Genomic DNA, 23,036 nt, shown 5'->3' with positions numbered 1-23,036 from the left:
AAAATTGATATTATTCCGAATAATATCGAAAATAAATTGACATTGTTCCGAATGACATTTATACTGAAGAAAAAAGTACAAGGGGGCTTTGTGCATGAAAACTTGTAAAGACATGTCTGAATTATGGGGAATATCAGAACGCAGAATATCGGAATTATGCAGATTAGGAAAAATTCCTGGTGCTATGAAATCAGGAAAACAGTGGCAAATTCCAGATGACGCAAAGCACCCTGTAGATAACCGCATTGTTAGCGGACGATATGTTAAACAAGATACTGTGGATGTGAAAAAGACGCTTCCAGTGGGAATTTCCGATTTTGTACGAGCTCAGTCTGAATACTATTATGTGGACAAAACCCTGCTTATCAAGGAGATTTTAGATCGAAAGGCATTAGTATCTTTGTTTACAAGGCCTAGACGTTTCGGGAAAACTTTGAATATGGATATGTTGCGAGTTTTTTTTGAAATATCTGATGAGGATACCAGCAGCTATTTTGTTGATAAATTAATCTGGAATTGTGGTGAAGAGTACAGAAAGCATCAGGGAAAATATCCAGTGATTTTTTTGACATTTAAAGATGTTAAGTATGATTCCTGGAATGCTACTTTTGCAAAAATTTCTGAACTGGTACAGGAAGAATTTGGCAGACACTTAGAACTTAGGAATAGTGACAAGCTTGCAGAATATGAGAAAGAATATTTTGATAAGATTCTGAGTGGAAGAGCAGATGAAGTAGAACTGTCGTCCTCTCTTCAAAAACTTTCAAAAATGCTTGCAGTTCATTATGGTAAGGCTCCAATTATAATCATTGACGAATATGATACTCCAATTCAGGAAGGTTATTCAAAAGAGTTTTATGATGAAATCATTGGATTTATGCGGAATTTCTTTTCAGGAGGTTTTAAGGATAATAGTTATCTATCTTATGGTTTTTTGACAGGTATCTTGCGAATAGCTCAGGAAAGTATTTTCAGTGGGTTGAATAATCTTACAGTTAATTCTGTTATGGATGAGCAGTTCGATGATTTCTTTGGGTTTACTGGAAATGAAGTACAGAAAATGCTTGCATATTATGGTGCTTTAGATAAAGCGGAAGAAGTGAGGGACTGGTATGATGGGTATATTTTTGGAAATAAGGAAATATATAATCCATGGTCTGTAATTAATTATCTTTCAAAGGGATGTCTCCCTCAAGCATACTGGGTAAACACTGGTAAAAATGAAATTCTTGAAGATGTGCTGAAAACAGCAACTGATGATATTACAGAAAAACTGTCTTCACTTCTTCAAGGAGAGCGAGTTATTGTAAAGATTGATCAAAACGTGGTTTACAGATCCATATCCGAGGACCCTTCTAATATCTACAGCCTTCTTTTGGTGGCAGGATATTTGAAAACACTTAGAAAAGAACTTCAGGGAGATGGAACGTGGTTATGTGAGGTGTCTATACCGAATCGAGAGATATCCGTGGTGTATAAAAATGAGATACTTTCTCACATGATGCAGATTGGAGCCATGGGAAGAGCTACAGCTAATAAGATCGCAGAGAGCCTTTTTGCACAAGACACTGGAAAGCTTCAGGATGGAATAGAGGAATACATAAAGAAAAGTATTAGCTTTTATGATGCTGGCTCGGAAGGTTAGCTGAAAAAGACCAGTGACAAATATTACTGTTGAGAGATATATATTTCTATTCATAGAAAAGTATTTATGTTACCATTTCGTTAGACTTAATTGAGGAGGGCGAAATGGTAACTTTTTTTGATTGGAATAATGAATGGGTTTTTAATAAGGCCAACTGGCAGGATATAGATATAACAAAGGCTATAGAGGGCGAAGTAATCAATTTACCGCACACCTGGTACAAGGATGATGATTATTATCGTGGTGAGGCAGTTTATCAAAAGAAATTCGTATATACGAAGCAGGATAAGGAGAGAACTTTTGTAAAATTTTATGGTGTTGATAAGGTCTGTAAGATTTATTTAAATGGACAGCTTGTAGGCCAGCATGAGGGTGGTTACAACATTTTCGCGGTAGAACTTTCTAAGGCTATAAAGGCAGGAGAGAATCTTCTCACTGTACTCGTTAGCACTGACAAGGATTTGCAGGTGTCACCTATCTCTGGGGATTTTGCTGTGTTTGGAGGTATTCATAGAAAGGTGGAATTTATTTCTACCGGTGAGACTTGCTTTGATAGAACCTATTTTGGTACAGATGGTGTAATATTTAATACTAAAGTAGATGAAAATGGCGATGGTAAGCTTTGGGCACAAACTGTGATTTCTCTTGGGGCTAATGAGTGCGAGTCAGAAAATATCAATATCGTATATACGATATTAGAAGGTGATAAGGAGCTTGTAAGAGCAGGATGTGCACCTGACAATAAAATGACAGAGCGATTGGAGCTTGAAGCACCTATTCTTTGGAATGGTTTAGATGAAACTCATATGTATACAGCCAGAGCTACTTTAGTAGTAGATGGAATAGAAGTTGATTCGGTAGAAAAGTCTATCGGTTTTAGAGCAATTTCCATGGATGCGGACAAAGGCTTTTTCTTAAACGGCAATCATCTCAAGCTTCATGGCGTGGCAAAGCACCAGGATACACATGACGTTTTTTCTGCAGCCACAATGGAAAACTGGAAAGAGGATATGTCTCTCATCAAAGAAATAGGTGCCAATGCTGTTCGACTTTCACACTACCCTCATCCACAGGAAGTGTACGACATGTGCGATGAGATAGGCTTTGTCACATGGGCAGAGATTCCTATGCTAAAGCTCACAGAGGATGAGCACCTTTTTGAAAATGCAAAGCTTCAGCTAAAGGAGATGATACTCCAGAACCTGCATCATCCTAGCATCTGTTTCTGGGGAATCCAAAATGAGATAGCTATCTACGGAGAATTTCCATATATGGCAGAAAAGATGCATGTGTTAAATGACATTGTTCATGAGCTTGATGACACCAGATTTTCAACCTGCGCAAACTTAAATGTGGTACATCCGGATAGTACATTAAATCAGGTGACAGATGTCACTGCCTATAATATTTATTACGGCTGGTACTATGGTGAGTTCGCAGACCATGGTAAATTCTTAGATGAGTTCCATAAGGTAAATCCTGATATGCCACTTGCTATTTCCGAATATGGTGCTGATACGAATACACAGTTCCATAGCGATGAGCCAAAGGTAAATGATTACACTGAGGAATATCAGGCTCTGTATCACGAAACGGTCTATCCTATGATGGCTGAGCGTGATTTTGTCTGGGGCAGCTTTGTATGGAATATGTTTGATTTTACAAGCCCAATCAGACAGGCGGCCAACATTAAAAATAGGAATATTAAGGGGCTTGTAACCTTTGACAGAAAGACAAAAAAGGATAGCTTTTACTACTACAAGGCTATGTGGTCAAAGGAGCCATTTGTTCATATTGCGAGCAAAAGATATGTTAATCGCTGCAAAGATAGCATAAATGTAAAGGTTTATTCTAATCAGCCTAGAGTTATTTTAGTTACTGACACAGCTACACTTGAAGCTGACACCTGTAATGGAAGTGCTGTTTTTGAAAATGTACCTCTTAAGTATGGTTACAATGAATTTGCCGCAAAGGCTGCTGGCTGCACAGATAAGGTGGTATTTAATAAACAGTCTACAGCCGACGAATCATATATTTATGTGGATCAAAACCCAGGACTAAATGTGCGAAACTGGTTTTTGGATGAAAAGGAAGAAGCAGAGCTATTCCCAGAAGGCTACCTGTCAGTGCGCTCTACTATAAATGATTTGTTAGCCTGCGACAATGCCATCTCAGCCATAGATAAGCGTATGCCAGATGTAGGAAAAGCCATGAGAGATATGGTGGGTACTTTTACTCTGGATAGATTTTTTGAATTGGCAAAGCCTGATTACACAGAGGAAGAAGTAAAGGCTCTAAATGAAGAATTAACAAAATATAGCTGTGGCTAGTGAAGCTGCCAAATATGATGACTTCTTGTGGGCCACTTAAGGAAAAGGCACACAAGAAGTTATATAATCAAAAAAGGGACTGAACGCATCAGCCCCTTTATTTGACGTTTATTGAGGGATAGAAATGAAAAATAAAGCTGATAAATTACAAATTGCAATGAATCTTATACATGACATTTTCAATTTGGGGATAAATATATTTGAAAATGATGAGGATGTGGAAAAGTTTTGTGAAGACAATAGAGCTATAGATGGTCAGGCCTGGTTGTCTAAAGATGCCCTAAAGCTTATTTTGGAGAAGGGGCATTATGATAACCTGAATTATTTTGAAGACCTACTGCATATAAGAATTGTTTTATTTTACTACAATGAAATACCCATAATAGTAGGTCCATATCTGTCAGAGGAAATGACTATAGGCCAGAGTATTCAACTGTGCAATCAGATAGACAAGAAAAAAATGGATGCCAATGAGCTGCTTATTTATTATGGCAAATATCCAGTTATCCCAGAGGCAGTAATGGATAAAATCATACGTGGCATTACCAGAAATCTGGGTATTACAAATCTTACAGAACACTTTACCAAATACAAAGGTCATACTGTAGAAGATTCAAATGATGTTGATTTAGAGCGTATAAGTAATGCAAATATTGAAGCACATTATATAACAGAAAGAGAATACATGGACTCAATTAAGCGGGGAAACATACAGGAAACCCTGCACTACAAAAAGCTATTATCAGAGAATGCGGCCGGTATGTGGACCAGAAATGTAGGTCTTCAGGAAAAGAAATTTGGACTTGCTGTAAATAGAGCCATGAGCAGGATAGCAGCCTATGAGGCAGGCGTTCCGGCACCTATTATTCACAAAATAACAACAAAGGAGTCCATGGCTATATCAGCGGCTCAGAGTGAAAAGCAAATGGAAGAGGCCTGCGAGATTATGCTCAAGGAGTTCTGCGAAATAATCCGTATTATAAAAAATGAGAAATACTCTGCACTGACTCAAAGTATCATTTACTCGATAAATCAGCATTATATGCATGACGTTTCAATAAGGGAGATTGCAGAAGAATTAAATATTACTGAAAGCTACATGATTTCCCAGTTTAAGAAGGAAACAGGCATGACACCTGCAATATATTTGCGACAGGTTAGATTAAAACAAGCCGCCCATCTTTTGATTTCAACCAATGATGAAATCCAAAAGATAAGCGGCAGTGTAGGAATACCTGATGCTAATTATTTTGTAAAGCTATTTAAGGCTGAATTTGAAATGACACCTGGGGCATATCGTAAGCGTTACAAGATATAGATCCCGTATTTACGAATTCACAAATCATATTTACAAGATTATCTGATAATACATAATCTTCATTAGTCAATGGACGCCAGCATTTTTTGAGGGAGCCCATGGTGTACCACAGCTCAGCAGAATGGAATGCTCCAGAGGTGTCACCTGGAAGCTGTCTGCTGAAGTAGAAATAATAGGCTTTGCCACCATTATCATTAACTGCATTGCAGAATTCTTTACTCATATCATGTAAGAATTCAGGTGCCATATCTTCTGAGTTTGTGCTGAGAAGGTATGGAATATCTGCAAATGCTTTGCCTTCCAAAGACTTTTCAGGATTTTGAGGAATGATTATTCCATCAACATGAGGGCAGCAGTGAATCATCATGTTTATATCAATATTTGCTTTGAAGGTCTCTATTAAATCCTGAACTGGAACCTTTCTCCATTCATCAGGTGTAGCACCGAGTTTATCGGTTATTTTTGCAAAGTAATCGTAGCTATCTTCAACAGGATTAACATTTGCAAATTCTCTGCCAATTCCAGCACCACTTGCCATATAAGCCTTGTTAAAGTAAGGCTTGGTAAGTGGTGAAAAGCAATGCTGTTGTATACTCATAGCCCCTGCGGATTGTCCAAACAATGTGATGTTATCCGGGTTACCACCGAATGAAGCTATATGGCTATGCACCCATTTGATCGCCTCCAACTGGTCGTATAATCCATAATTTCCGCTGTGTCCAGCTTCTTTAGTAAGCTTTCTATCACAAAGAAATCCAAGCACTCCCAATCGATAATTGATGGTTACAAATATAACGCCGTTTTCTGCATAGGCGGTGCCGTCCATATGCAGCTCATTACCGCAGCCACCCTGAAAAGCCCCACCATGAATATAAATGATAACAGGAGCATTTTTTGCATCCTTAGGTGAATAAATGTTTAAGAACAGGCAGTCTTCATCGTAGGTAAATGCTACCCCTTCACGAAACTCTTTGTAATAAAAAGGCTTTGGATCTTTTTTATCCTCTGGGTCATAGGTTCTGAATTGTGGACAGGCATTGCCAAATTTTGTTGCATCGTATGTGCCTGTCCATGAATCAACTGCTATTGGATATGCAAAACGTTCAGCAGTAGCATATCTGATTCCTCTAAATTGTTTTGTTCCATTTTCAAATTCAAGACCTTGGATTTCTCCAAGGTCTGTAGTGATAGTTGTAAATTTATGCATTTTGTACCTCTAGTTCAATTGTGTTATTTGCTTCTTCAGCATCAGATTTAACATTATCTGCTTTTTTTGCTTCATGAATCTCATGTAATTTCTCATACATCTCATCAGATTTTGCTTTTGTAAGTGGATATACAAGCCAGATACTTACAAGGATTACTACGGCACCAACAAGTGGCATTAAAATAACAAGCTTTCTGATATTTTCACCAAATGCAGGAACCTGCTCAGCAGCGCCAGCAACAAATCCCGCTGTACCGATAAGTGCTGTAGAGATAGAAGCTGCAGCAGCAGAGCCGATTTTTCTTGAGAATGTATAGATTGAATACATTGTTCCATCTGAGCGTTCGCCGGATTTATATTCCTGATAATCAATTGATTCTGTTACAAGTGCCCAAACAAGCATTGTAAATGCTGTAAGTCCAAGGTTTGCAACAGAGCTTACAAACATGAATACATAGCAATTTGGAATTGGCACAAGGTATAAAATGATAAAAGCAACTATACTATAAGCAGCTGAATAAATAATCAGCTTTCTGTTACCAATCAATTTTGCAAGATGTGGAACTGCAAAGAATGCAAGGAACATCATTGGAAGGTTGATGAATGACGATGCAGCCATTGCCTTTGGCATGTGATAGTACTCTTTGAAAAGGTAGTTGTTCATGCTCTGAGCACTTGCAAACATACTTCCGATAGATGCAATCATAACAGCGATAAGAGCTCTGTTTGTGAATGCTTCCTTTACAACATGGCCAAGGCTGTATTTTGGAGCACTTTCACCGACAAATCTGTGATCCTGATGGATGCGCTCTTTTGTAAGGTTTACAAGTAAAAGATAGAAGATAACAGAAAGGATACCTGCTACAACAGCCATAAGGAAGTAGCCGCTAGCCTTTGGATTTCCTGCATCATCCCAAATAGCAAGTGAAACGATAGGGATAAATAAGATACCTACACCCATTCCACCAAAAGCTCTCGCACGTGAAAGACGTGTGCGCTCTACAGGTGAGTCGGTGATAACAGATGCCATTGCACCATAAGGCATTGAAACACCTGTATAAGCCATACCATAAAGAATGTAAGAAACTGCAACCCATGCATGCTTGATAACACTTGGGAATGATGTAGTATCTGTAAAACATAAAAGACCTGTAAGTGCTAAAGGCACCATAAATATTTTTACCCAAGGCTTGAATTTATCAGAGCCTTTACCTAGCTTGAAGCGGTCTGGCAATGAGCCAATCATAGGATCGTTGATTGCGTCCCATATTTTTGCAACAAAGATAAGTGTTGCCATCCACGCTGGGCTGATACCAAGTACATAGTTACAGAAGGTTACGTAAAATGCACTGATATAAAGATTGACTAAGCTTCCCCCGAAGTCACCACTGAAATAACCAAATTGCTCTAGAAAGGACAGTTTGGTTTCTTTAGTTTGTTCTTTTTTCATTACTGATTCTCCTCCATTGATTTGTTTAATGTGAAATCAGTATATTTAGAACTGGAGTTTTATAATAGAAAATAATATGACTAAACATAACGATATTTCTTTCTATGATTTTGATTTAATAAGTTTTCTGTAATTGCTGGGGGTCAGCCCCTTTTTCTCTTTAAAGATTCTGGTGAAATAGGTTACATCAGGAATTCCACAATCGCTTGCGATGGATTGAATAGGGGCATCTGTAGTATTCAAAAGGAAAATAGCATGGTTTATGCGGCGGGTATTTACGTATGCCGTAAAGGTCCCTGAAGTTTCTTTTTTGAATAAATTTGCCAGGTAAGTTTTATTGAGAGCAAGGCTTTCTGCAGTGGACTGCAGCGTCAGGTCAGTATCAAACAGATGCTGCGACACATGTATCAAAGCTCTTTGCATGGTTGGGGAAAATCCTGATGTGGAATTTTGTTGTACCATATTGCAATAGTTTTTCAAAATATCACGGTGAACCAGTTTGTCCTGTTCTGTGGATATCATATTTTCTACCTTTATTGCCATTTGTCTGGACATTTCATCTAGAAAAATTGGATGTACACCGCCTTTTTCTGCCCCCTTTCGACAAACAGTGTTAAAGGCTAGAAGGTTGTTTTTCTTGCTGCGCAAAGTACTTGAGGAACGATTGTCTATGTTTCTAAGGGCCTGATCCGAGCTTGCTCTCATGGCACTGTTGAAGTCTCCTCTGGAAATTGCATCTATAACCTTTTGCTCTAGGCTATATCTATACTCCATTCGCTTCATCATTTCTTCATTGTCGCTGGTATCGATATTTGATATATAAGGCGTGGCTGAATCCGTGATTTGACGGATATATTCAATATGATAATTCCCTGAACCATAAAGGGCTTCACCCACAGTATCAATATAGTTTTCTATTACAGATGTATCTGGCAGGCATGGCAGAGTAGCAAAATATTGATGCATGAATTGGTGAAGACCGTCTGGAATGTTTAGCTTTTTGCATAATTCATTTGTTTTTAGGATAGAAGTGTTTTCTGTTAAGTATGGACCTGCCACCAGAGTCTTGTCCCTGGCAGGAGTAGGCAGTGGGAGAAAAATATAGTGACATTCGTACTTGTCAGTAGAAAAAAATATAGTATTAGTCTCTACAAAATCGGCAGGTAAAAAATCCATTTCTGCAAGGGTTCTACTTATGTCCCCTATAATTGAATGTCTAAGACCCAAGTCCAAATCAGCAGGTAAAGGTTCTGTGATTTTAATTACGTTTGTAACAAGATTTAATTTGTGGAAAAAAGAGATTGTAAAATCGATATATGTGTAATTCATGATAACTTTGTACCTCGTAGTATGTATTATACAGTCACGAGCTTGATTAAATTCTAACTATATTTACATAATATCATACTATATTATTATTTTTTGAGAAAAGATAAACATAGTACGATTTATTGAAAATATAGTAATTGTTATAATCGACTATTCCGTATAAGATTACTTCATCAATTGACCACGCGGGGGTGGCCTAAAGGAGGAGAAAATAATGGAACAAAGGAATGACTGTATTAACAGAGCAAAATGGTGGCAAATTGCCGGTCTTGCAGTAAACGATGTGGGAACCAACACTTACATGTGGATGATGATTTTCATCTCATACTATTTAAATGGTATTGTCGGCGTTGGAGTTGTGCTTGCATCATCTCTTGCAACAATCATGCGACTTTGGGATGGAGCAACAGATCCTGTCATTGGTGTAATCCTGGACAAGACTAATGGCAAGTTTGGAAAGAACAGACCATTCCTTGTTATTGGACAGATTATTATGCTGATAATGTCAGCACTTATGTTTTTTGTAACACCTAAGTTCCCAAAGGTTGCACAGTTTTTTATGTTTGTAGTGTTCTATGCAGTTTATATTGTAGGTTATACATGCCAGTGCGTAGTTACAAAATCTGCTCAGACATGTCTTACAAATGATCAAAAGCAAAGACCTACCTTTGGTATTTATAGTGGTATTTTATCAACACTTTTCTTTACACTTGCACCACTTTATTCTTACACATATCTTTTGGGCAAGCATATGTATCAGTTTGATATGGGATATTTCACAGAGATGTGGAAGGTTGGTGCGACACTTTCAATGGTGTGCACAATCATTGCTTACATTGCAATCAGAGAAAAGGATAGACCTGAGTTTTATGGTATCGGAAGCAAAGATGAAGAGCCAATTAAGCTTAAGGATTACTGGCAGGTATTAAAAAGCAACAGAGCGCTTCAAATGCTTGTTATTAGTGCATCTACAGATAAGCTTGGACGTCAGATGAACGGAAATGCTACAGCATCTATTCTGCTTTATGCAATCATCTGTGGAAATGCAGCAGCTGCTGGCTTGGTAGGTACATATACTATCGTTCCAGGAATTATAATGCTGTTCTTTGGTATTGGATTTGTTGCTAGAAGATTTGGACAGATGAAGGGCTTCACATATGCAAGCTATGCAGCAGCTATTTCACTTGTTGCATTAATCGCATTGTTTGTATTTGGTGATCCTACAGGATTATCACTTCCAGGTGATGGAAGATTTGCAGGATGGAATGCATTCAGCTTGGCATTTTTGGTACTGATGGTATTATTCTCAGGTTTCCAGAACATTGCAGGAAGCTTGGTATATCCTATGACAGCAGACTGTACAGATTATGAAGTTTACAGAAGCGGCAAATATGTGCCAGGCTTGATTGGAACACTTTTCAGCTTCATCGATAAGCTTATATCTTCACTTGCTCCACTTTTAGTTGGTGTTTTATGTGCAGCAGTAAGCTCATCATCATCACTTCCAACAGCAGATACTCCATACACCAAAGGACTTGCAGTAGTGGGTATCATCTGTATGTTTGGTGTGTTACTCATCGGATACATCTGCAACATCATTGCAATGCATTTTTATCCATTAAATAAGGAAATGATGGATAGCATTTCAGAGGACATCGCAAGAATTAAGCGCGAATCACAGAGTATAAAAAACTCTGATTCTAATAAGAAAGAAATGAAGAAGGAAGCGTAATACTCTCTAGCCTTCCCCTTGAGGGGAAGGTGCCCGAAGGGATGAGATAATGCTTTAGCGTTATCTGCCACCCCGGCGAGGGGCGGATGAGGTGTTACTAGAGGTTATAGAAATGGTAAATCTTAAGGCAAAGCCTTTCAACTTAAACGAAACACAAATCAAGTGGGTACAGGAAACCTACAATTCTCTTTCAGAGGATGAAAAAATAGGACAACTCTTTGTAAATCTTACATTAAAAAGAGATGAAGAGTATCTTTCGAAGCTTGTGAACGAATACCACATAGGTGGTGTTCGTTGGCAAGGTGGCTCACTTGAAGAGGTGTATGAACAGAATAAATATTTTCAGGAGCACAGCAAGGTTCCAGTGTTAATTGCTGCAAACACAGAGGCAGGCGGAAATGGTGCTGTAGGTGAGGGCACATTTATTGCATCAGGTGCAGCTTGCGGTGCTAGCGGTACAGAGGAAACAGTTCGTGATATGGCAGCTGTTGGAGCTGAGGAAGCAAAGGCTATCGGCTGCAACTGGGTATTTGCACCAGTGTGCGATGTGGTTTCAAATTGGAGAAACACCATCGTAAACACCAGAGCTTTCGGTGATGATCCAAAGCTTGTGGCTTCACGCTCCATAGCTTACATGGAAGAAAATATGAAAAGAGGCGTTGCCTGTGCAGCCAAGCATTTCCCTGGTGATGGTTCAGAGGAAAGAGATCAGCATCTGGTGATGGGCTGCAACGATTTATCAGTGGAAGAATGGGATGAAAGCTTTGGATATGTATATAAGAGCCTTATAGATGCAGGCCTTCCAAGCGTCATGGTGGGACATATCTGCCAGCCAGCATATTCTAGAAAGCTTCGTCCTGGAATTAAGGACTCAGAGATAAAGCCTGCGACCCTTTCGCCAGAGCTTCTTCAGGATTTATTAAGAGAGCAGCTTGGCTTTAACGGCCTGATTATTACTGATGCAACTCACATGGTGGGCCTTACAGCATCTATGCCACGAAAGGATTACATTCCAGGAGTGATTGCAGCAGGCTGTGATATGATTCTGTTCTTTAATGATCCGGCAGAGGATATTCAGTACATTAGAGATGGTCTAAAAAATGGTGTTATTTCACAGGAAAGACTTGAGGATGCAGTGCTTCGAATCCTTGCACTCAAAGCAATGGTAGGACTTAATGATTTTACATTTCCTGAAAAGGACGGACTTGATATAGTAGGCTGCGCAAAGCACCATGAACTTGCAGCCAAGGCTGCTGATGAAAGCATCACATTGGTGAAAGATACTCAAAAGGTGCTTCCAATTAATCCTGATGAAAAGAAAAATATTTATCTGGTGTTTGTTGAAAGTGCACCGGCATCTCTTGCGGATGGTGTGGATAAAGCAAAAGCAAAGCTAATTGAGGAACTGACTCAGGCAGGCTTTAATGTCACATCACCGAAGGACATATATGAATATGAAGCCGAGCAACCAAGCAAGTTCAATAAATTTAAGGTAATGGCTCACATCAACCGTGAAGAGTTCAAAGCCAATACAGACCTGGTGCTTTTTGTAATAAATATGAAGGGCTACGCAAAGGAAAACAATGTAAGACTTGCATATGATGCCTCTCATTCAGTGCAAAATCCTTGGTTTGTAAATGAGGTTCCAACTGTGGCTGTATCATTAAATTACACTAATCACTTATATGATGTGCCAATGATGAAAACATTCGTAAATGCGTATTCAGACACACCTGAATATTTACATGCCCTGGTTGAAAAACTTACAGGAAAATCAGAATTCAAAGGATGCGCCAATGAACTGGTTTGGTGCGGACGTTGGGAGACGAGGTTATAAATATGTCAGTTCTAACAAATTTTAAAAAAAACAAAGACTTCCTAATCTGCGTCGACTCCGATGGCTGTGCCATGGACACCATGAACATCAAGCACATCAAATGCTTCGGTCCATGCATGATAGAGGAGTGGAACCTTAAACAGTGGCAGGATGAAATATTATATAGCTGGAATCAGGTGAACCTGTACACCATGACAAGAGGCATCAATCGCTTCAAAGGACTTGCAACAGCTCTTGCAGAAGTAAATGCAAAATATACACCAATCGAAGGTGTAGTGGCACTTGTGGATTGGGCAGAGCATGCGCCTGAGCTTAGCAACAATGCAGTGGAGAAAATGATTCCTGAAAATCCTATTTTTGAAAAGGCATTGAATTGGAGCATCAGAGTAAATGAAAAAATAGAGGCACTTCCAAAGGAAGACATCAAACCATTTGAAGGTGTAAAGGAAGCATTAGAAAAGCTACATGAAAAATGTGATGTGGCAGTAGTTTCAAGCGCAAATCCTGAGGCTGTAAAGGCTGAATGGGATCGATACGGCTTGACTGAGCATGTAGATATTTTATGCACTCAGGATATGGGAAGCAAGGCTCATTGCATAAGTGAGCTTCTTAAAAAAGGTTACCGTGTAAACAATGTTTTAATGTGCGGTGATGCAGTAGGGGATATGAAAGCAGCGGCTTCAAATGGTGTGCTTTACTATCCAATATGTGTTAATTTTGAAAATGAGTCCTGGGCTAAGCTTGTAGAAAACGCCTTCCCAAGATTTATAAATAGCAACTATAAAGGTGACTATCAGAATAAGGTTATCGATAAATTTTTGGATAATCTTAGGTAATTTCATAGCAAATAAAGATGCAATAGATGATGTAAATCTGTTGCATCTTTTTTTTACGCTTAAAATCATTCTGCAATTAAGAGAATGAAAACGAAAATTAATACAAAGTATCATGTGGGAAATTTTCATAGAATAACAGCATAAAGAGCGAAACAAAGTTCAAGAAACTAACATATAAGAAAAGGAGAAGAAAATGAGTAAAACACTTCCAGTTGGAATTCAGGTTTATGGTCTCAGAGATTTACTTGAGAACACACCAGAAAATTTTAAAGATGTTATGACAAAGGTAAAGGAGCTTGGCTACGACGGAGTTGAGCTTGCAGGACTTTACGGTTTAGAGCCAGAGTTTGTTAAAAAGACTCTTGAGGAGGTTGGCCTTACACCTATTTCTGCACACGTTGCATTCGACGAGATGATGAACGATATCGACAAGGTTATCGCTGATTATTCTACAATCGGAGTTAAGTACCTTGTAATGCCATACATGGCTGAGGAATATCGCCCAGCAAATCCGGAGGGATTCAAGAAGTTCCTTCCACTTTTAAATGAAGTTGGAGAGAAGATTCACAAGGCAGGAATGACATTCCTTTATCACAACCATGACTTCGAGTTCGTTAAGCTTGAAAATGGTAAGTGGGGATATGATGAAATGTTCGATTCAATCCCAGCTGATAACCTTCAGTCAGAGCTTGACACATGCTGGTGTGATGTTGCTACAGGCGAAGCTCCAGAATTCGTTAAGAAGTATACAAACCGCATCCCAGTAGTTCACCTTAAGGACTATATCAAGAAGGGTGAAGTTAAGAATATGTACAAGCTCATCGGTATCGAAGAGGAAGAATCAGAAGGCGACACAGGCTACTTCGGATTCCGTCCAGTAGGTTTCGGCCAGATGATCTGGGAGCCAGTTCTTGATGCAGCCATCGAAGCAAACGCAAACTGGGTAATCGTAGAACAGGATGAGCACTACGAGCTTGAGCCACTTGAGTGCGCTCGTCGTAGCCGCGAATACTTACGTATCCTTGGCTGGTAGGAACTAGCGTTTTAGCGTTGAATTAATGTAGTTTTTTATACATATAGTAAGCGGCATCACAACCTCGGCAAGCGCGAGCAGGAGGGCCCCATGCCGAATGAGGAGCTACTGCACCGCAATGAGAGCATGGGAGGTGGCCTGCGGGAGCACGGAAACCTACGAGGCCGCGTAGCATATACAATAAACAGGAGGACAAAATGAAAAAAGAATTAAGAATTGCTATTATCGGTTGTGGTATGATCTCACACCGTCACATGACAGTTATCGAAAACTTAAACAAGAGAGGCGAGAACCTCAAAGTCGTAGCAGCTGCTGAAATCGACAAGGAAAAGCTTTTAGCTTGGGGTAAGCAGTACGGCATCGACGAGAAGGATCTTTACGTAGACTTCCGTGAGATGTTAAAGAGAGATGATATTGATGAAGTAGAAGTTTGTGTACACAACAACCTTCACACATCAGTTGCAACAGCAGTTATGGCAGCAGGCTTCCCTTGCTACTCTGAGAAGCCAATGTCAGCTAGCTATGCAGATGCAAAGATTTTATATGATGCACAGAAGAAGTATGGTCAGAAGCTTGCTATCCAGATCAGCTCTATCTACAACCCACAGACTCGTATCGCAAAGGAAATGATTGCTGACGGAAAGCTTGGTAAGATTTATCACGCACGTTCAGTTGGACACAGACGTCAGGGGCGTCCAGGCTATGATATGCCATTCTTCAGCCGTGATTTCGTAGATCCAGAGGTTGGTGTACACGGACCACTTTTCGACCTTGGTATCTATCACCTTGCACAGATGCTCTATGTAATGGGTATGCCAGAGCTTGAGAGCGTTTATGGTACAACAACATGCGATTACTGGAGAGATAAGGCTATCGATGATTTAGTAGATTGCCATACACCAGTAGAAGATTTATCAGTTGCAATCGCTCGTTTCAAGGGTGGTCTTTCAATGGATATCTATGAAGACTGGGCTATTCACATGGATGAAATCGGTTCTACATTCATCGCAGGTTCTCTTGGTGGACTTAAGTTTACAGATGTTGACCAGACAGGTGGCCCAATGGCTGTACCTGAAGGTGGCTCAATTGTAGGTGGTGGAAACTTACAGTTACCAAGACTTCAGTACTTCGGTGTTGATGAAAAGGGACGTTTATTTGATACAAAGCTTGAGTGTGCTATCGGTGATATCACAGGTCAGCAGGAGCTTCTCCTTCATCCAGAGATGGCTATGTACAATGACAACCAGCTTCAGTGGTACTCATACCTTCGTGGTGATCTTACAGATGAGACACGTATTGACTCACCATACATCGCTATGCAGACAGCATTCCTTTCAGAAGGTGTTATGCTTTCAAATGAGCTCGGCCGTTCAGTAACAGCTGAGGAAATCAAGAAGATGTCTAAGTCTATCGCTATCCGCGAGCAGAAGACAGATTTTGGAACAATCACATACGACTTCGATGATTATGTTCCAGAAGTTTAATCAATAGATTTGCGAAATTAACATATTTGCTTATTGCAGTACACTAAATTTTTCCTTAATATTAAATGGGAGAGCGAGCCATTGCTCTCCCGAAATTCCTTAAAAAATACTTTTGAACCTAATATAATACTTTTAATGCATCCTATTGCCAGTGGGATGCATTTTTATTTTGCTCTAAGACTAAAATTTTATTTATGAAATAGTAGCCTTTTTGAAAATGCATTTCTATATTCTGTTGGTGTGATTCCAGTACGTCTTTTGTAGGCTCTGGTGAAATTATGAACATCTGAAAATCCTAAATCGCTGGCAATTTCTTTGATAGGCTTATCATCGTCGGTAAGCATGAAATTTGCGGTTTCTATTTTTCGATCTAATATAAATTGCTTTAAAGGAACTCCATACAACCCCAAAAATAAATGGGATAGATATTTAGAATTATATCCAAAGGAACTAGCGATATCCTGAACTTTAAGGTTTTTGTCCATATTGGTTTCTATGAAGTCTAAGATATCGTTGTATACCTGCTGCTCTGGGCGGAATTTACTGCTATCGCCACGCTGGGGAATGACCTTTAGCTGTCCGTAAAGCTCAGCCAATATACTTGTAGTCATTGTGTCTAAGGAAATCTGAGGGTAAGAGTTTTTGACTATATCCTGTAGCTGTTTCATCTGTACAATTACCTTTTCAGGACGGGGTAGAGAACCTGTCTGTGGAATTAAAAAGCAGTCAGTGATATCTGTATTAGGCATATAGGATGGTTTTAGCGTACTTGGCATAGAGCCTAAATCTACAGCAAAGTGCATCCAGTAGAAGGATGAGTAAGCCATCTTATAGCCATCTCTACAGGTGGCACTAGGTGGAAGGATAAGATATTCATTTTTCTTAACATGAAAATTATTATTTTGATAAGAAAGATATAAATCTCCTTCAGTGACAATAATCAGTTCATAGTCAGTTAAGGGGGCATAGTCATGCTTCCACTCATTAGAAAGGGCTTTGAATTTGCCAGTGAGATGATATTTGAATATTTGATTAGATGGAAAAATAATATTTTGTACCATATGTCCTCCTGTAGATGTCATTTTGACACCTAACATATCATTATGATAAATCTAAATTGAACCAAATCTAACTTTATGACACTTAATCTGTAAAAATATCACAAAAATAGCGGTTTCATCAGCATTTTCACCGATTTGATTATATGACATTATGACACCTTTGTAAAATTTATGATATTAAATGAACAAAATTTAAATCGTTATAAAGTGTAATATTTTGACTTTTTATGAGCAACAATGATTGAATTATTTTGGAATAAGCATCATTCAAACGTTTTCGTAGAATTCACAAATTGTTCACAACTATTTCATAGACAAAACAAAAAGAAGGGCTTAAGATAGACGTGTCCGACGGCGATATATATGGCGGACACAGAAAAAACACATAGGCCGGGGAGGAATAGAAAATGGCTATTGGCACTATTATTACATGTACAGGACCAGAGGATTTATTCAGAAAAGCAGAAGACTTACTCAGTCATGGAATTCATACAGAGTTCGTTGGTAGAAATACTATGAAAGTTGTTAGCATTCAGTCACAGGGCAAGGTGAGCAAGATGAATCCAGCAGATGCTCAGAAGTCATTACACATTGCATAATGCATAATGAAATCCTAACAAAAGAGTGATGGGAACCCCATCACTCTTTTGTTATATATATTTAAATTTTTTATAAATGTGTAACTCTGTTTTTCCCTGTTTGCTTTGAGATATACAGATTGTCATCTGCCAGTTTTACTATATTTTCGCCGATGCCTACAGCAATACCTATACTTAGAGTGATTACAATATTAGGATCAAACTCCCAACCCTGTTGTTCCATATAGTTTCGTATCCGCTCAGCAATCTTATCGATATAAGGAAGTTCAGATTTGTCTACAATAATGGAAAATTCTTCGCCACCATATCTGTAGGCTTTGATTCCCGAGGTGGTCTCCTTTGATATCAGCTGAGACAAACGCCGGATAACAATGTCACCCTCAGGGTGGCCGTAGGAGTCGTTGATATTTTTGAAATTGTCTATATCAAGCATAATAACTCCATATTCGGAGTTTGTGCGGGCGTATCGCTTAATGTCAGTGTCGAAAATTCTTCGGCTAAGAAGCCCTGTCATGCCATCCATACGATTGTTTATAAGCAGGATAATGATAAGCAGGATGAACAGGCTGACTACCAATAGTGAAAATAAAAACAGTCTTAATCTGGTTATATTTTTTGAAAACTCGCTATCCCTCACCCTTAGCTCATCCAAGGAGTTGCTTACAATAGAATTTATGACAGAGGCGTAGGTTTTGTTTTGTTGGGTGTAAATATTTGAATATAGTTCATCCACAACCTGATACAGCTCAGTCTGTATTTCTTCATTTCTGGTAGGATATTCTCTTTGGATTTTAAGTAGTGTATATAGCTCGGCTTTCTCGTAATGATTTTCCTCGCATAGTGTCATGAATTCATGAATATAGTCTATTACAGCTCTGGCTCTAGCTTCATTTTCCTCTGGTGTAGCATTATTTCTTTCTTTAATGTTTTCAGCACAAAGATAGTAGCATTTGGCCTGATAGTATGGAATGATGAAGTCTCTCAGATATATATTCTGGAACTTGTCTGACTCAAACATGAAATAGTCGGACCATTTATCTAATACTTCTTTGCATTTAGGTAGACGGCCTGTTTCTTCGTATACCCTCGACAGCCATATTTCCGTCATGGCGGTATATTGCTCCTCAAATGAGCCGTTGTTACTTTCCTCTAAAAGCCTCAGAGATTTGTTAAAATAGGTTTCAGCGTCATTATATTCCAGCTTTAAAATGGACATTATTCCAAGCATTCTATAGGCATAACTTTTCACCTGGATATCTTCAATTTCTTCAAACGGGCGCACCTTCTGAGCAGCTTCAAACATGGCCATTGCTTCTTCATTAGAATAGTTATTTAAAAAGAAATTGGCTAAATCCAGATATACATTGATTGTGTGATCATAATCATCGCTTTGCTTGAGGTAGTACAGGGCGTAGCCTAGATTCTGGAAGTAGTTTACAGTATCCCCTTTACTAAAATAGATTAGTGCAGCCCTTTCATAAAGCTCACCTGCATCTTCCGGGGTTAGAGATCTAGCCTTTGTGAGTGTCGTTATATCTTTTAGATTTTCATCCATATGATTCCACACGGAATCCCAATCCTTAGTTAATAGCTTTTCGGCGGTTTGATGATTAGCTACTTTTTCGATTTGAAGATTTACATGGTAAGACAGCTGCAATAGACATATAGCAGCTAATATGGCCAGATATGCAATTAGTATCCTTTTTATCGCATTTTTTTGCATATTATTCCTTTAAACCACGCAAAAGGCCACAGTAAGTCAAAATACATTAATCATATTATAGTTTTCAATTATGAAAAAAAATTGACGATATATATGAAATTATGTTAACTCTTTTGCTATCATGAATTATTGTGCAGGAATGCAATTCACAAAAAAAAGAGGGGTAACGCAATTAGATTTTACAAAATTGAAATATCGTGCTATAATTTTCCAGGGAATTATTAGAAGTATTTGTGAAATCTATTGACGGAACTGCGCCTACAGGGAGTAAGATATCAATAGATGATTGTTTGGAGGTTATTATCATTATGAAAGAATATAGACAGCAGTTTTTTAAAGGTGAGCGAGCTCTTTATGCAGAGGATGGAGCAAAGATTTATGACTCCATTTTTGATGAAGGAGAGTCCCCTTTAAAGGAAAGCAAAAATATAGAGATTTACGATTCTCAGTTCAAATACAAGTACCCAATCTGGTATTCAAACAATATCAAGGTGGAGCACTGTAACTGGCTTGAGATGGGGCGTTCAGGTGTTTGGTATACAAACAATATCGTGGTAAAGGATTCTTTAATTACAGCTCCAAAGAATTTTAGACGCTGTGATGGAGTTACCCTTGAAAATGTTCAGCTGACAAATGCTGAGGAAACCTTCTGGAACTGCAAGAACATTACCCTTAAAAATGTTTCAGCTAAGGGTCACTATTTTGCTATGAACTCTGAAAACATCGAGGTTGATGGACTAAAGCTTGATGGCAACTATTCCTTTGACGGTGCTAAAGATATCACAGTTAGAAATTCAGTGCTTCTTTCAAAGGACTCATTCTGGAACACAGAAAATGTTACAGTTTACGATTCATACATCTGTGGCGAATATTTAGGCTGGAACTCAAAGAACCTTACATTTGTAAATTGCACTATCGAAAGCTTACAGGGCTTCTGCTACATCGACAATCTTACAATGAAAAACTGCAAGCTTATTAATACAACCTTAGCATTTGAATATGTGGAAAATGCAAATGCTGAAATCACTACAAAAATCGACAGTGTATTCAATCCAATCAGCGGCACAATCTCAGCTCCTGAAATTGAGACACTTATCGTTGAGCCTGATTTAGTTGATCCTGCCAAGACAGTTATTTCCTGTCAGGCTGTAGGTAAAAAAGAAGAAGTTGTAGAGTGGAGACGAGACAGAAAATAGGAGACATAAAATGGGCAAATACAATTTTGACGCACCGGTAAACAGACGTGGCACAGATTCAATGAAGTGGGATGTGGCTGAAAACGAGCTCCCAATGTGGGTGGCTGATATGGATTTTCAGACAGCACCAGAAATCATTGAAGCGTTGCAGCAGCGTGTGGCAGAGGGCGTGTTTGGATATACAGACGTAAATGATGACTGGTATGAGGCATACATCAATTGGTGGAAGAATCGTCACGATTTTGAAATTGAAAAAGAGTGGCTGATGTTTTGCACAGGTGTAATACCTGCCATCTCGTCTATAGTGCGTAAGCTAACTACTCCAAATGAAAAGGTAATTATTCAGACTCCTGTATATAATATATTTTTCAATAGCATTGTAAATAACGGCTGCAAGCCACTTGAGAGCCCATTGCATTATGAAAATGGCGTTTACTCCATGGATTTTGTAGACCTTGAGGCAAAAATGTCAGATCCTCAGGCTAGCCTTATGATTCTTTGCAATCCTCACAATCCAGTAGGCAAAATATGGAGCAAAGAGGATTTGGCAAAGGTTGGTGAACTGGCATTTAAGTATGGCGTAACTGTCATTTCAGATGAGATTCACTGTGACCTGACAGAGCCTGGTAAGGATTATGTTCCATTTGCCAGTGTTTCAGACACCTGCAAGGATATTAGCATCACCTGCATTGCCCCAACCAAGACCTTTAGTATTCCTGGCATTCAGACGGCAGCTATTTTTGTGCCAAACAAATTCCTGCGTCACAAGGTATGGAGAGGTATTAACACCGATGAGGTGGCAGAGCCAAATGTATTTGCTGCCCATGCAGCAGTAGCTGCCTTTAACCATGGTGGACAGTGGGTTGACGAGGTTAGAGAATACCTCTTTGAAAATAGAAAAAGAGTGGAGTCGTTTGTGGATGAAAATATCCCTGCGCTACATGTGGTTCGTGGAGATGCCACATATTTACTATGGATTGATGTGAGCTCACTTGGAATAAACAGCAAGGTGCTTGCAGCTAATATTCGCAAGGATACAGGGCTTTATCTTTCAGCGGGCACTGCTTATGGTGATTGTGGCAAGGATTTCTTGCGCATGAATGTAGCCTGCAGCAAAGCCACCCTTGAGGATGGCCTTGCCAGACTGAAGTCAGCTATTATTGTTTCTTAATATTTCATCACGATATTTCTTAGGTGATTTGCCGTACTCTTTGACAAAGGCACGATAGAAAACAGAATAATCTGCAAAGCCGTAGGCTTCAGCAACCAGTGAAATATCCTGACCGCTTAGAATGGCGTCTCGACACATGTCGAGGCGCTTTTTTGTTATGTATTTATGAAGTGGCATTCCATTGGTCTCCGTAAACAGATGGGAGATATGGTATTTACTGACGTGAAGCTTGTCCGACAAAATATCAAGTGATAGAGATTCGTCAATGTGATTTTCTATGTATTGGATGATGCTCTGATAAAGTGTATCTGATTCTTCATCAATTGCGTCAGGAGTCAAAGCTTCATATACCATTCTGTTTATGCTGAGGATGAAATCACTTACGGATAATAGAATCTTGGCATCTTTGCCAAACCTGTTGGAGTGGGTCTCATCAATAAGTGTAAAGACCTTTCCCTGAATGGTGTTGAACTCAATATCTGTAAATTTATGGATAAAAAATCTGTCATCCTTAGTTTTTTCTGCCAGATACATATAGTCATTTGAGATGGTGGAAAGAGTTTCAAGGAAAGCTTTTGTAACCCAGAAAACAATTCGTCTATACGGAATGGAACCATCCACAAGCCTGGCGTAATGCTTCATTTTAGGCGGGATGATAATGAGTGTGCCAGGTGTAGGAGTGAACTCTTTGCCATCGATGTGCATGATGATGTGACCATCGATGAAGAAGTAAAACTCATAGTAATCATGAGTGTGGGCGTGCACATCAGGAAGCTTGCTGTCACTGTAATAATAGATCTCAAAGTCCCTGGAAAGCATATATTGTCTTGTACTAAATTCTGATTTTATATTCTTTTTCATATTATAAAAGTAGCATACAATAGCAAATTTTGCAATGTACCCCGCAACCTCAACAATACAAAAAAATAGCCTCAGCCTGTATCCTTATACACATAAAAGGTAACCAAAAACCAAAAGGCTTCCCCCTGTGGGGATGAGATAATGCTTTAGCGTTATCTGCAACCACGGCGAGTGGGAAGCTGTCAGCGCTCAGCTGACTGATGAGGGCTACACCTGAAGAAGGA

General features: G+C 39.0%; 17 protein-coding genes. 11 read left to right on the top strand and 6 right to left on the bottom strand.

Translation table 11 applies throughout. The features are described from left to right. The first annotated feature begins 94 nt into the window (after window positions 1-94). The 3 genes from BLV53_RS14135 to BLV53_RS14125 all read left to right on the top strand — a co-directional run bounded on the left by BLV53_RS14135 (window position 95) and on the right by BLV53_RS14125 (window position 5,293). Window positions 95-1,645 (top strand): AAA family ATPase, encoded by a 1,551-nt coding sequence (locus BLV53_RS14135; RefSeq protein ID WP_090302006.1) that lies wholly within the window; start codon window positions 95-97, stop codon window positions 1,643-1,645. A gap of 104 nt (window positions 1,646-1,749) precedes the next feature. Beyond that, on the top strand, window positions 1,750-3,975 hold the full coding sequence (locus BLV53_RS14130; RefSeq protein ID WP_090302004.1) for a glycoside hydrolase family 2 protein: 2,226 nt from the start codon (window positions 1,750-1,752) through the stop codon (window positions 3,973-3,975). A 124-nt stretch (window positions 3,976-4,099) separates the two neighbouring features. Next, complete coding sequence (locus tag BLV53_RS14125) at window positions 4,100-5,293, top strand: helix-turn-helix transcriptional regulator (RefSeq protein ID WP_090302002.1); 1,194 nt, start codon at window positions 4,100-4,102, stop codon at window positions 5,291-5,293. On the opposite strand, the gene BLV53_RS14120 is transcribed toward BLV53_RS14125, so the two are convergent. The 3 genes from BLV53_RS14120 to BLV53_RS14110 form a co-directional block, all read right to left on the bottom strand. After that, complete coding sequence (locus BLV53_RS14120; RefSeq protein ID WP_090302000.1) at window positions 5,238-6,500, bottom strand: carboxylesterase family protein; 1,263 nt, start codon at window positions 6,498-6,500, stop codon at window positions 5,238-5,240. The genes BLV53_RS14125 and BLV53_RS14120 overlap by 56 nt on opposite strands. Next, window positions 6,493-7,950: an MFS transporter gene (locus tag BLV53_RS14115; RefSeq protein ID WP_090301998.1), complete on the bottom strand. Its 1,458-nt coding sequence runs from the start codon at window positions 7,948-7,950 to the stop codon at window positions 6,493-6,495. The genes BLV53_RS14120 and BLV53_RS14115 overlap by 8 nt, the downstream gene beginning before the upstream one ends. Before the next feature lie 102 nt (window positions 7,951-8,052). Next, window positions 8,053-9,279, bottom strand: coding sequence for a helix-turn-helix transcriptional regulator (locus BLV53_RS14110; protein WP_090301996.1), 1,227 nt, complete (start codon window positions 9,277-9,279; stop codon window positions 8,053-8,055). A 214-nt stretch (window positions 9,280-9,493) separates the two neighbouring features. Here BLV53_RS14110 and BLV53_RS14105 point away from each other — a divergent pair, with 214 nt between their 5' ends. The 5 genes from BLV53_RS14105 (at window position 9,494) to BLV53_RS14085 (ending at window position 16,201) form a co-directional block, all read left to right on the top strand. Beyond that, entirely contained in the window at window positions 9,494-11,011 is a 1,518-nt protein-coding gene (locus BLV53_RS14105) for an MFS transporter (protein ID WP_090301994.1), read from the top strand. Window positions 11,012-11,123: 112 nt separating this feature from the next. After that, window positions 11,124-12,848, top strand: coding sequence for a glycoside hydrolase family 3 protein (locus tag BLV53_RS14100; protein WP_090301992.1), 1,725 nt, complete (start codon window positions 11,124-11,126; stop codon window positions 12,846-12,848). Window positions 12,849-12,850: 2 nt separating this feature from the next. Further along, window positions 12,851-13,684 (top strand): HAD family hydrolase, encoded by an 834-nt coding sequence (locus tag BLV53_RS14095; RefSeq protein WP_090301990.1) that lies wholly within the window; start codon window positions 12,851-12,853, stop codon window positions 13,682-13,684. A gap of 193 nt (window positions 13,685-13,877) precedes the next feature. Beyond that, window positions 13,878-14,717 (top strand): sugar phosphate isomerase/epimerase family protein, encoded by an 840-nt coding sequence (locus BLV53_RS14090; RefSeq protein WP_090301988.1) that lies wholly within the window; start codon window positions 13,878-13,880, stop codon window positions 14,715-14,717. Between the two features lie 197 nt (window positions 14,718-14,914). Then, a complete protein-coding gene (locus tag BLV53_RS14085) occupies window positions 14,915-16,201 on the top strand; it encodes a Gfo/Idh/MocA family protein (protein ID WP_090301986.1) in 1,287 nt (428 codons plus the stop codon). A 188-nt stretch (window positions 16,202-16,389) separates the two neighbouring features. Here the strand turns inward: BLV53_RS14085 and BLV53_RS14080 are convergent, their stop codons facing one another. Further along, the gene (locus BLV53_RS14080) at window positions 16,390-17,262 is read right to left on the bottom strand and encodes an AraC family transcriptional regulator (protein WP_170830879.1); all 873 of its coding nucleotides are present in this window, start codon (window positions 17,260-17,262) and stop codon (window positions 16,390-16,392) included. A 407-nt stretch (window positions 17,263-17,669) separates the two neighbouring features. Here BLV53_RS14080 and BLV53_RS14075 point away from each other — a divergent pair, with 407 nt between their 5' ends. Next, window positions 17,670-17,861, top strand: a complete 192-nt coding sequence (locus BLV53_RS14075) for a hypothetical protein (protein ID WP_090301982.1) — start codon at window positions 17,670-17,672, stop codon at window positions 17,859-17,861. Window positions 17,862-17,931: 70 nt separating this feature from the next. On the opposite strand, the gene BLV53_RS14070 is transcribed toward BLV53_RS14075, so the two are convergent. Then, window positions 17,932-19,584, bottom strand: a complete 1,653-nt coding sequence (locus BLV53_RS14070; protein WP_090301979.1) for a GGDEF domain-containing protein — start codon at window positions 19,582-19,584, stop codon at window positions 17,932-17,934. A gap of 308 nt (window positions 19,585-19,892) precedes the next feature. Between BLV53_RS14070 and BLV53_RS14065 the strand changes: the two genes are divergently transcribed. Beyond that, the gene (locus BLV53_RS14065) at window positions 19,893-20,780 is read left to right on the top strand and encodes a DUF3737 family protein (protein WP_170830878.1); all 888 of its coding nucleotides are present in this window, start codon (window positions 19,893-19,895) and stop codon (window positions 20,778-20,780) included. Window positions 20,781-20,790: 10 nt separating this feature from the next. Next, window positions 20,791-21,951 (top strand): MalY/PatB family protein, encoded by a 1,161-nt coding sequence (locus BLV53_RS14060; RefSeq protein ID WP_090301977.1) that lies wholly within the window; start codon window positions 20,791-20,793, stop codon window positions 21,949-21,951. Here the strand turns inward: BLV53_RS14060 and BLV53_RS14055 are convergent. Continuing rightward, entirely contained in the window at window positions 21,931-22,812 is an 882-nt protein-coding gene (locus tag BLV53_RS14055) for a helix-turn-helix transcriptional regulator (RefSeq protein WP_090301975.1), read from the bottom strand. The genes BLV53_RS14060 and BLV53_RS14055 overlap by 21 nt on opposite strands. Window positions 22,813-23,036: the final 224 nt, after the last annotated feature.

The organism is Pseudobutyrivibrio sp. ACV-2, assembly GCF_900107545.1.
Classification (GTDB): domain Bacteria; phylum Bacillota; class Clostridia; order Lachnospirales; family Lachnospiraceae; genus Pseudobutyrivibrio.
Note: the sequence above shows the minus strand (reverse complement) of the source record. Positions and strands in the feature narration are given on the sequence as shown.

Bases quoted from the DNA above. Each gene is read 5' to 3' on its own strand.
- BLV53_RS14135 (WP_090302006.1), top strand. From the start codon at position 95: ATGAAAACTTGTAAAGACATGTCTGAATTATGGGGAATATCAGAACGC.
- BLV53_RS14130 (WP_090302004.1), top strand. From the start codon at position 1,750: ATGGTAACTTTTTTTGATTGGAATAATGAATGGGTTTTTAATAAGGCC.
- BLV53_RS14125 (WP_090302002.1), top strand. From the start codon at position 4,100: ATGAAAAATAAAGCTGATAAATTACAAATTGCAATGAATCTTATACAT.
- BLV53_RS14120 (WP_090302000.1), bottom strand. From the start codon at position 6,500: ATGCATAAATTTACAACTATCACTACAGACCTTGGAGAAATCCAAGGT.
- BLV53_RS14115 (WP_090301998.1), bottom strand. From the start codon at position 7,950: ATGAAAAAAGAACAAACTAAAGAAACCAAACTGTCCTTTCTAGAGCAA.
- BLV53_RS14110 (WP_090301996.1), bottom strand. From the start codon at position 9,279: ATGAATTACACATATATCGATTTTACAATCTCTTTTTTCCACAAATTA.
- BLV53_RS14105 (WP_090301994.1), top strand. From the start codon at position 9,494: ATGGAACAAAGGAATGACTGTATTAACAGAGCAAAATGGTGGCAAATT.
- BLV53_RS14100 (WP_090301992.1), top strand. From the start codon at position 11,124: ATGGTAAATCTTAAGGCAAAGCCTTTCAACTTAAACGAAACACAAATC.
- BLV53_RS14095 (WP_090301990.1), top strand. From the start codon at position 12,851: ATGTCAGTTCTAACAAATTTTAAAAAAAACAAAGACTTCCTAATCTGC.
- BLV53_RS14090 (WP_090301988.1), top strand. From the start codon at position 13,878: ATGAGTAAAACACTTCCAGTTGGAATTCAGGTTTATGGTCTCAGAGAT.
- BLV53_RS14085 (WP_090301986.1), top strand. From the start codon at position 14,915: ATGAAAAAAGAATTAAGAATTGCTATTATCGGTTGTGGTATGATCTCA.
- BLV53_RS14080 (WP_170830879.1), bottom strand. From the start codon at position 17,262: ATGGTACAAAATATTATTTTTCCATCTAATCAAATATTCAAATATCAT.
- BLV53_RS14075 (WP_090301982.1), top strand. From the start codon at position 17,670: ATGGCTATTGGCACTATTATTACATGTACAGGACCAGAGGATTTATTC.
- BLV53_RS14070 (WP_090301979.1), bottom strand. From the start codon at position 19,584: ATGCAAAAAAATGCGATAAAAAGGATACTAATTGCATATCTGGCCATA.
- BLV53_RS14065 (WP_170830878.1), top strand. From the start codon at position 19,893: ATGAAAGAATATAGACAGCAGTTTTTTAAAGGTGAGCGAGCTCTTTAT.
- BLV53_RS14060 (WP_090301977.1), top strand. From the start codon at position 20,791: ATGGGCAAATACAATTTTGACGCACCGGTAAACAGACGTGGCACAGAT.
- BLV53_RS14055 (WP_090301975.1), bottom strand. From the start codon at position 22,812: ATGAAAAAGAATATAAAATCAGAATTTAGTACAAGACAATATATGCTT.